Raw genomic sequence first — 9,302 nt, forward strand, 5'->3', positions numbered from 1 at the left:
GCACTGCGCAGTCAATTGGATAAAGGTTGGAAAAATAATTCGTCATTTGCGTCTCCCTCAATTCGCCGTCCGACAGTCAGGGTCAGGATGTAATTGAACAACGCCTGATTCCTTCCATCCCCTGCATCCATATCCACAAATTCAGCGGTTGCCTTTACCGGGAACAACCACTTGGGCACTTCCTGATATTTCCCACCTTCTTCAATGTCCCATTCACAAAACCGTTCTTCACCGTTTATCTTGATGACCTCATATGACAGTTTGCTGCCAACCTTTATATCAGCAGTCAGCCCAACCGCAAGCTGCACATGGGTACGGTTTCTTGCTATCGCGTGGTTCTTGAACAGGAAGTGTCTGCCCCTACTGGTGCAATACACCCTGCAATCAAGCTGAAATTCTTCCACAATGTTCATCAGTATTTCAGACTGTTCAGCATCGTCAATATCAATAAGGATGGTATCATTTGCCAGTACCCCGCCAAAACCATTCAGGTCTTTTACTTCCTCATAAGTTTTGTACTTGGTTCTGTTTTTCAGTTTTTCAATGCTCTGTTTCCCCTTGGTTTCAACATAACCTCTGTAAAGCATCCATTTTCACCCACCCTTATGTGATAATTTCCAACACTTTCTTGTAGAAATCTTTGTTCCTGATGTTCCTGTCATATTCTGATTGCCGGGAACGCAACAATGACTTCATTTCCTTTAGTTCCTGCCGGAACTCTTTGACATGATTATTATAATGTTTCCACCCGTCACTGTTCCGTTTGTACCTGTCCCTGTTTGCGGTGCAGTTGCCCAACTGTGTCTGACAGAATTTCACTTTCCCCGTATAACCAACGATGTACTTTGCAAGTTCCTTCTGTCTTGGTTCAAACTGTTCCATTTCCTGTTCAATGTATTCCCTGATTACGCTTTCACATTCAGGCGTGAAACTGCTTCTGATGATTTTGACCAGTTTCCTGACCTTTGAAATGTTATGGCAACTCAGGAAGTTTTCAAGATGAATAATCATTGAACCGTTTTCATACTTGATTTTTAAATCCATTAAAAACCTTCCTTTCCGGCATCATGCGACAATGCCAAACTGCTTCAATCGTTTTTTTGCTAAATCTATGTACCAACCTTTGTCAAGGTTATGCGGTACTTTGACCCCACACACATCATCATTGCAGATAAAACAGTGGTCAGGGGTATTTCCAAATTTCTCACCTTTGGGTTTCACCTTTTTCCTTCTCAATAACCGCCCATCATCCTGACTGTTAGAAGCAAAGACCCGGTATGATTTATAGGTGTATCTGACTTTTTCCGGGTACTCATATATTTCCTTGATTACCCTGACACCAGTTTTTGTGATGACAGGTGTGCAATGCTCATGTTCCACCCAGTCATATTTTTCCGACAACTTCACAATCTTTTGGAACATTATCAGGTCATCACACTGGTTTATAGTCTGTTCAACTGGTGTCTTGTGTACCATGTATTCAACCAGTGCCTTGTTCAGTATAGGTAAATCATTGTCAACCGCTGAAAGTTCCTTCACATAAGCACCGATTCTTTCAACACCGCCATCTGCCCCTATCCAAAGGTAGTTGTTCACATCCTTCTGATATATTTCTGAAATGTTGTCCAGTTCAAGAAGGATTTCACAATATTCAGTAGAACACCGCTGTTCCCACTCCCAACAAATGTCATCCACCATTTCAAAGGCTTCATCTGTGTCAGGAATCCAAATGATAAGACCATCCGTGTTTGACTGAATCAGTTCAAATCCCGGTATCACTTCAAGGTGTTCAATCAGGTCAAGAAGCATAAGTTGACCGTTGATGCACATACAGTTGTTGTTCCTTGGGTCATATGCCGGGTTCGTTTCATCCTTCATGCCACCTGATAGGGCGTTCAGCATTTTCTTATATGGCAACTGTGCCTTTTTCAACCGCTTTGCTTCTGCTTTGTCCCCTGCCTTGGCTGCTGCAACCTGTCCCTTCTTCAATGCTTTCCTTGTCTTGTATACCTGTGTATAGTTGTCATTGGTTGCAGCCCTTGTGACCAGTCCCCAAGCAATCAGCATTGACGGGTAATAATTGTTCACATCAACATGAAGAATCTGCCCTGTTTTATGTATGGGGGTTGATGCTGCCCCATGCAGCCCGCCAAAACCGAAAGAATGTGGTATACCCGCAACAACTGTGTCAAGGTTCTGTGTCTTGTACCATATCTGTTTATCGTATTTGTCACAATTCTGTAAATCCAATGACAACGCTTCTTTTCTCTTTTCCTCAAACCAATCCTGAACATATTTGTATTTGTTCAGTCTTAGGCATGGAAGGAAGAAATAGTCAAATTCATCCTTGAAATTCTTTCTAACACATCCAAGGACTTTTGCAGTGATTCTTGCTTCACTGTCCCCTATGTTTGACAGGGACACCATATCAGGGAACGCTTGCACAATACCGTGCATTGCATTAAATTCATCTATTTTTTCAAGGAACACTTTGATTGTCTGTTCCACATCATGCCGACAATACTTGATTGTTTCTTCAATTTCAGCCTTGGTCAGTTTTCTGTTTATATCAAAAGGAACGCCAGTTTCCTTGATGTTTGAACCAAGAAAACCTTCCATTGTTTTCAAGCCAACCGGGGGGTTCGGCATCACATCATAATTTGTCATCGGTATTTTATTGAACACTGACGAAAACTGCCAACCTTCCCTTTTCTGCACGATTATCCAGTCATTGATTCTTTTTGGGTCAAGTCCTAACAGGATTCCTTTCATGATGTACTGGTCATAATGCCTGTTGTTAAAACCAACCCATATATCGCTTGTATTCGCTTCATATAAGGCTTTTAATTCATCAGGGTTATTCACTATCACCTGTTCGGTTTTGCGGGTCACATCAATGAATACCGCAAGCCAGTCATGCTTGAAAACCTCAAAGTCATAAAATATCACCACACTTCACCCTTTCTGAAAATGGCGGTGGAGGGTGTGACCCAACCACCGCCTGATGCTATTTTAGTTAAGAACTCTTAACTTTGCAACAAAATTTTTAGATGTCAAATACTTCCTCAATGGTGATAGGGTTGAACTTGTTGGCTGCACAGGTAACTTCAACCTCGATGTTCCCCTGAATGGACTGGAACACATCAAGAATCTGGTCTGCAAAGTCCTGATAGTTGATGAACTCAACAGGTTCTTCATCCTCACCAAGCAGTTCATTGACCCATGTGCATACAGACTTGATTGCCCTGCCATCATTCCAGGATTCGCTGTTCTTGTTCCCGCTGATGACCCGGTTGAAGAAAATCATGCGGTTAGCCTGTTCACCTTCCTTGATTTTGCACTGAACCGCAAACATCAGCTTGTCATTCGCCTTGGTCAGCTTGATTTCCATTTTCTCGATGCTGACAATGTACTTCCCATCCGGCACTTCCGCAAAATCCGTGTCCTTTGCTTCTGCAACCTCTTTCTGCAATGCTGCCAAATCTACCTTGTTATCAAATGCACTGAAATCAATAGCCATAATCTTTCACCTTTTACCTTTTACCTTTCTTAATTTGTTTTATGTGCTGTCAAAACTGCTTTCAGCAGTTCAAACGCCTGAACTTCATTGAACCCCGCTGCAACATAGGAATCATAGATTTCCTTTGCAGCCTTTGCCCCTTCTGCCGGGGTTGTTGCTTTCCTCTGCTGCTGTTCCTGTGCAGGGAAAGGGCTTCTGCCGGATGCGGTCATTTTCCTGACCATATCGGCATCACTGACACCTTCCAGTATCGAACCAAGAACGCCCAAACCAACCAATGCACCAAGGGCATCCATTCCATCATTCTTTGCCATTCCGCTTTACTCCTTCCTTAGCGTGTCCTTCTTGTCCTGCGGGTGCGTGTCCCCGCATCCTGTGCAGCATCCTGACCCTGTGCAGGTTCGGGCTGCTTCTGCTCCTGTGTCTGACTTCTGCGGGTTCTTCTGCCGGATTCAGGCGGGTTCATAGCACCTTCAACAGAATTTTCCCCTTCTTTGGGGATGTCCATGAACTTATCAGCAAAATTCCCCTGCTGTGCAAGGCGTTTCACACCCTCACCAAATTCTTCCTTGGTGATTTCCTTTGCACCTTCCGGGACTGCATCGCCCTTGTGCTTCATGACATAATTATCATCAGCTTCGATGTAGAAATAGGTGTCAACTTCACACACCGCTGCGCTTGCTGCCTGTCTTTCCTTGCGGGTTCTGCGGGGCGGGGTTTCCAGTTCCGGCTTCGGTACAGTGTCAACCGCTGCACTTGCTTCTTCAAAAGGGATTTCCTCACGCCCGTCAGCAACCTTGTCAACAGCTTCTTCACACTTTTCCATGTATTCAGCCATTTTCTGCTGATTCTCTGCAACAACTTCATCATGGGTCTTTCCCCTGCTGCCCCTTCTGCCACCCCTGCCAGTGGTTGCAGCCTGTTCAGGCTTGCTTTCAGTTTCGTCAGCGGGCTGTGGCGGTGTCGCTGTTTCAGTTGTGGTCTTGGCTGCATTTCTGCCACCCCTGCCCTTCCTGCCCTTCCTGCCATCGGCATCCGGCTTTTCAATGTTCGCTGCAACTGCTGCATCAGCCTGATTCATTTCAGCATCCGTCTTGTACTCGCCCACTTCATAGTAGTTGCGAATTTTATCAGCCACATAATTCAGGTCATTGTCAATGGCATATGCCGGGAACATACCAATAGGTGACTTCACTGTGTCCTTCCCGCTGTTCTGTGTGTAGAAGTAATACTTGCCCTCATTCACCCCGGTTCTAAGTACCACCGTGAACAGCCCTTCAATGGTGATTTTCTCCCGCAACAGCTTACCAATCAGCTTCACCGTCACCTGACCCCCTTCAAGGGTTTCCAAGTGGCTCATATAGGCAACCACAACATCATCCGGGATTTCCTTGCACACTTCGATAATCTCAAAGTAATTTGCACCAAAGTCATTGTACTTGTCCCACCCGGTTTCCTTGATGCGGTTCATATACGGAACTGCAAGGATGTACTGGAAATCATCAACCACAATCAGCTTCTTCCCGGCTGCTGCCTGTTCCTTCATGAACTTGGTGATTTTGCGGGATTCTGTAACGCTGTTCAGCATTTCATACTTCCCCTTGAACGGTAACGGTTTACCCACCGGGTTCACTACCGCTGTTGTTGCCGGGTCACAATTCCGTAAACTGGTACTTTTACCTGTGCCGGATTCCCCCATAATTAAGACCATCTGTGCCATATTATTTCACCTTTCCTTTCTTGGTTCTTACTTCCTCTTGGTTTCTTCACGCTTGATGTCTGTCCTGATGACATCGCCCACACGGTACACGGAAATCTTGCCACCATCAGGGGTTTTCATTTCCATCTTGGGAACTTCCTGATTGTCCACCAGTGTCCTGTATGCCTTGTTTATCCACTCCAAATAATCACGTTCCATATTATTTCACCTCACTTTCCCAACTGCTGTTTTGGTTCTGCCAATGGCTGCTCTAATCTCATGACATAGCAATCCTTTGTGACCTGAATACTCACTGTATTGTAGACTTTCAGGAAATCATTGATATGATATACTCTGCCAAATAAGAAGTATCTAACGGTATATAAATGATAACAGGCATCATTCCCCACTTCCTTCCCCTGTATCACCTTCCAGTACCCGGCTTGACCACATATCAGCCCAGTGCAGAATCATGTACAACTGGGTTTCATGACCCTTTACCGCATAGTTGGCGGTTTCATACAGACCATCATGGTATCTGATAGCAAATTCTTCTTCTTCCGTCAGGTCAATAAAAAGGGTTGCCAGTTTGATTGACCGGGTTGCATGGTCAAGCGGTAACAGGTCGGGGTTGCGTTTCCAAGGCTTGGCTTCTGACTGCTTATATTTCTGTTCCGGCTCTTTCTGTGTGGGTCTGCCGTCCTTAATCATGTTAGGCACATACATTTGCTTTCCATAGTCCCCGCACTTTCCAAGGTCATGAAGCAGGGCAGCAATAATCACACTATTCTGAACCTTGTTGTATTCCGCACCACCCAACAGAGGAACACCTATCTTTTCAGCGGTGTGGCACACGTTCAGGGAATGTTCAGCAAGCCCGCCCTCACCAATGGAATGGTTGCCACCTGATGCCGGGGCGGTGAAGAATCCTGCATCTTCCATGTATGCAATCAAATCTTCGATACCCTCACGCCCAGTCTTTTTCAGCGTTTCAATGATTTCTGTCTTGACAGCATTTTCAACTGCCGGATTTTCCTGTGTTACTTCCTTTTTTGCCATGTTCTTATTCTCCTTTTAACTTTATTTCCCAATGCTTCTGTTCCTCAATGTTCCCAAGATACCAAGCATTAAGTTTCGATTTTTCAGCATTGAACATTTTGAACTGTTCAAAATCCTTTGGATATAGCAGGATGCCATACCCGCCTGATTCCCTGATTCTTTTCAGGTTGTAAATCTGTAACAGGGTAGGCACACCATCCGGGGCTTTTACCTCAACCCCCATGAAATAACCGTCTGAACAGACTAACAGGTCAGGGATTCCCTTCTTGGTATAAGCAGCACCGCCCCAGTATTTCAGAATCCAACAACCGCTGTCCTTCAGGAACTGCTTGACTTTGTTTTCAAAGTTCTTTTCTGCTGCCACTGGTTTTCACCTTCCTTCTGTATGAAGTCCTTGCAGGGGTATTCCCTTGACCCTTCCAAGCACTTACTGTATTTGACACAATCCTTGCAAGTCACTGTTTCACCCGTTTTCATCACCTTCTAACTGTTCAATGAACCGCTGCTGAATGTTCAGGATTTCTTGGGTGTAATCGGTCTTGAAAACCCCCTTGTCCCACAACCTTCCTGCACCAGTTTCACCCATGTTATAAGCCATAAGCACCAGTTCAACATCCTGATACCGTTCAAACAGTTTCCTAAGAACGAACATGCCCGCCCTGATATTTTGGTATGGGTCAGTGTAATCAGTGACCCCAAGGGTTTCAGTCAGCCATTCATGGTTTTGGATGTTGATTTGCATATACCCGTAATCATTTGTTTTGCTGATTGCAGCGGGGTCAAAATGGCTTTCATGCTCAATCAGTGCCATGACAAGGTTGAAGTCCATGTTGTAGCCTGAACACAAGTAGAAAACAAATTCCTGTTCTTCTTCCGGCATCCGGCAATCAAGGGGCTTGAAATCCAAGTCACCCGCACCCCAGTCAAGGGAAACTTCTTCTGTGAAGCAGCGGTCATCATACGCCCCATATACAAGGGTTTTTGTGTCAACCTGTTCATTTATATGTATCTGTCCTTTTCGCCCGTCCTTGGCGGTTATATGAGTTTTCAGGGCATATCCTGAAAGACCGCCAACCACGAACCCAAGGACGGTTGCAATGCACAACAGGATGATGACCCGCTTTGCCATTGCTGCCTTTCTAAGATTCTTTGAATAGTTCATCTGTCAATTCCTTTCCTTCCTGCAATGCTGCAAGGTTCTTTTCTTCAATGCTGCCCTTCACCAATAAGTAGTAATAGAAACAGGGGTTGTCCTGACCGATGCGGTGAACACGCTTCTTTGACTGTTCCCAAAGGTCACAAGACCCTTTCCCAAGTGGCAATGTAAAATAAATGACCTTGTTCGCCTTTTGGAAATTACCGCCCATTGCACCCGCCTGATACTGAATGAAGGTGATGCTGTTATTGTGGCGTTCATAGGCTGTTCTGCTATCTTCACCGCCACGGACTACTGAAACAGGTCTTTCAAACCTTTCTGCAATGGCTTTCATCGCTTCATATTCAGCAGTAAAGTTATAGAACACAATCAGCCTATCTTCTGTTGACTGCACCAAGTCACTGAACCCTTCCAGTTTTTCCTTGTGGTACTGACCGCATAACTGTCTTGCATACAGGGTCTTGGTCAGGCTGTTATCACCGACAAGTTCAACCCTTGGGGTCACATCTACACCATAAAAGTCTGAATCATCTTTGAACTGAATCAGGTTCTTGATGTCAAGCATCAAATAACTGTTCTTGATGAAGAACTGGTATTCCTTTGTAGGCTTGAACATGATTTTCTGTTCAACCTGTTCAGGAAGGTCAAGGACTTCACTGGTTTTCATGAATACTGCACCATGTTCAGCAAGTTTCTTTTTCAGGTGTTCAACGTGTTTATAGCCAACAATGACTTCCTGCTTGAAACCATCGCCATTTTCAACCCAACGGGTGTCAACATAGCTGTTCCAAAATGCTTTTTTCGGAATATCCCAACCAAGCAACCGAACCTGTGACCATAGCCTTTCATATTTCCCGGCTGTTGGTGTACCTGACAGCAGCACCACACTTTCAGGTTTCATTTTCAGGATGAACTTTGACCGTTTGGCGTTCTCATTCGTTATCAGGCTTGATTCATCCAACATCAGGGTGAAGTTGTCCAGTGTCAGCAACCAATTACGCCTGAACACTAAATCATAATTGACCACGCCCACAATCTGACTGTCAGGCTTATAATATTTGTCTGTTTCCACCCTGTTCCTGAATGTGACCATCTGACTTTTACTGGTCAGGTCAAACACTGCATAGTCAGGATAATGTTCTGTGAAGTGCTGCACCCAGTCATCAATCTTGGATTTCTGACAAATGACAAGGTTCACTGTATTGTTCAGCAAATACATTTTTTCAGCACCTACAAAGGTTTTACCAAGACCCATATCAAGGTAATATGCAACCCGGTTGAAGTGTTCAGTTTGGTTCAGTACCCGGTTCTGATGGGGCATGAAGTTCAGTTCATTCATCTACCTTGATACCTGTACACTTTTCAAAGATTTCAGGGTCAAAGTTCGGCAAAGCCCTGATGATGTCTTTCTGACGGTCTGACAAGCTGCCCCACCATAACTGACCACAATCAGATTCATCAAGCACTTTCAGATAACCGCCAGTTGTTTCATGTGTCGGATGCTCTGCCTTTTCTTCATCCGTCATATCCTCTGAATACACCCATTCAACAACATTCTTTGGTATCTGATTCAGAAGATACCGGGCATCACTGTTCAGCCAATCCCTATATGACCAATCAGAAGGTTTGTTGAACATACTGATTTTAGGTTCTTCTGTCATGAAACAACCAGTGTTAAAAGATGACTTGTTCCAGTCCCCGGTGTTCCTGTTCCCAGTGTTCCTGTTCCCGGTGTTGCAGTCCCCGGTGTTCCAGTCCCCGGTGTTCCAGTCCCCGGTGTTCCTGTTCCCAGTGTTCCAGTCCCCGGTGTTCCTGTTCCCAGTGTTCCTGTTCCCGGTGTTCCTGTTCCCGGTGTTCCTGTTCCCGGT

At 44.9% G+C, this 9,302-nt stretch carries 12 protein-coding genes and 1 pseudogene; all 13 read right to left on the reverse strand.

The features are described from left to right. Window positions 1-11: 11 nt before the first annotated feature. Window positions 12-587 (reverse strand): hypothetical protein, encoded by a 576-nt coding sequence (locus NFS35_RS28120; protein ID WP_251210273.1) that lies wholly within the window; start codon window positions 585-587, stop codon window positions 12-14. 16 nt (window positions 588-603) lie between these two features. Beyond that, complete coding sequence (locus NFS35_RS28125) at window positions 604-1,044, reverse strand: hypothetical protein (RefSeq protein WP_251210274.1); 441 nt, start codon at window positions 1,042-1,044, stop codon at window positions 604-606. Between the two features lie 21 nt (window positions 1,045-1,065). Continuing rightward, entirely contained in the window at window positions 1,066-2,949 is a 1,884-nt protein-coding gene (locus NFS35_RS28130) for a hypothetical protein (protein WP_251210275.1), read from the reverse strand. A 97-nt stretch (window positions 2,950-3,046) separates the two neighbouring features. Further along, window positions 3,047-3,520 carry a DUF669 domain-containing protein gene (locus NFS35_RS28135; RefSeq protein WP_251210276.1) on the reverse strand — a complete coding sequence of 158 codons (474 nt, stop codon included), beginning with the start codon at window positions 3,518-3,520 and terminating at the stop codon, window positions 3,047-3,049. A 29-nt stretch (window positions 3,521-3,549) separates the two neighbouring features. Continuing rightward, window positions 3,550-3,834 carry a hypothetical protein gene (locus NFS35_RS28140; protein ID WP_251210277.1) on the reverse strand — a complete coding sequence of 95 codons (285 nt, stop codon included), beginning with the start codon at window positions 3,832-3,834 and terminating at the stop codon, window positions 3,550-3,552. A 17-nt stretch (window positions 3,835-3,851) separates the two neighbouring features. Next, the gene (locus NFS35_RS28145; protein ID WP_251210278.1) at window positions 3,852-5,240 is read right to left on the reverse strand and encodes an ATP-binding protein; all 1,389 of its coding nucleotides are present in this window, start codon (window positions 5,238-5,240) and stop codon (window positions 3,852-3,854) included. Window positions 5,241-5,267: 27 nt separating this feature from the next. Continuing rightward, the gene (locus NFS35_RS28150) at window positions 5,268-5,438 is read right to left on the reverse strand and encodes a hypothetical protein (protein WP_251210279.1); all 171 of its coding nucleotides are present in this window, start codon (window positions 5,436-5,438) and stop codon (window positions 5,268-5,270) included. Between the two features lie 180 nt (window positions 5,439-5,618). Beyond that, window positions 5,619-6,278 (reverse strand): HD domain-containing protein, encoded by a 660-nt coding sequence (locus NFS35_RS28155; protein WP_251210280.1) that lies wholly within the window; start codon window positions 6,276-6,278, stop codon window positions 5,619-5,621. Window positions 6,279-6,282: 4 nt separating this feature from the next. Beyond that, window positions 6,283-6,642 carry a VRR-NUC domain-containing protein gene (locus NFS35_RS28160; protein ID WP_251210281.1) on the reverse strand — a complete coding sequence of 120 codons (360 nt, stop codon included), beginning with the start codon at window positions 6,640-6,642 and terminating at the stop codon, window positions 6,283-6,285. 99 nt (window positions 6,643-6,741) lie between these two features. Then, window positions 6,742-7,440: a lytic transglycosylase domain-containing protein gene (locus NFS35_RS28165; RefSeq protein WP_251210282.1), complete on the reverse strand. Its 699-nt coding sequence runs from the start codon at window positions 7,438-7,440 to the stop codon at window positions 6,742-6,744. Further along, window positions 7,418-8,773: an SNF2-related protein gene (locus tag NFS35_RS28170; RefSeq protein ID WP_251210283.1), complete on the reverse strand. Its 1,356-nt coding sequence runs from the start codon at window positions 8,771-8,773 to the stop codon at window positions 7,418-7,420. Before NFS35_RS28170 ends, NFS35_RS28165 begins: the two co-directional genes overlap by 23 nt. Then, entirely contained in the window at window positions 8,766-9,095 is a 330-nt protein-coding gene (locus tag NFS35_RS28175) for a hypothetical protein (protein ID WP_251210284.1), read from the reverse strand. The genes NFS35_RS28170 and NFS35_RS28175 overlap by 8 nt, the downstream gene beginning before the upstream one ends. Before the next feature lie 48 nt (window positions 9,096-9,143). After that, window positions 9,144-9,302 (reverse strand): annotated as a pseudogene (locus NFS35_RS30025) (pentapeptide repeat-containing protein); the annotation flags it as partial.

The organism is Acetatifactor aquisgranensis, from assembly GCF_943193215.1.
In the GTDB taxonomy this organism is placed as follows: Bacteria; Bacillota; Clostridia; order Lachnospirales; family Lachnospiraceae; genus Acetatifactor; species Acetatifactor aquisgranensis.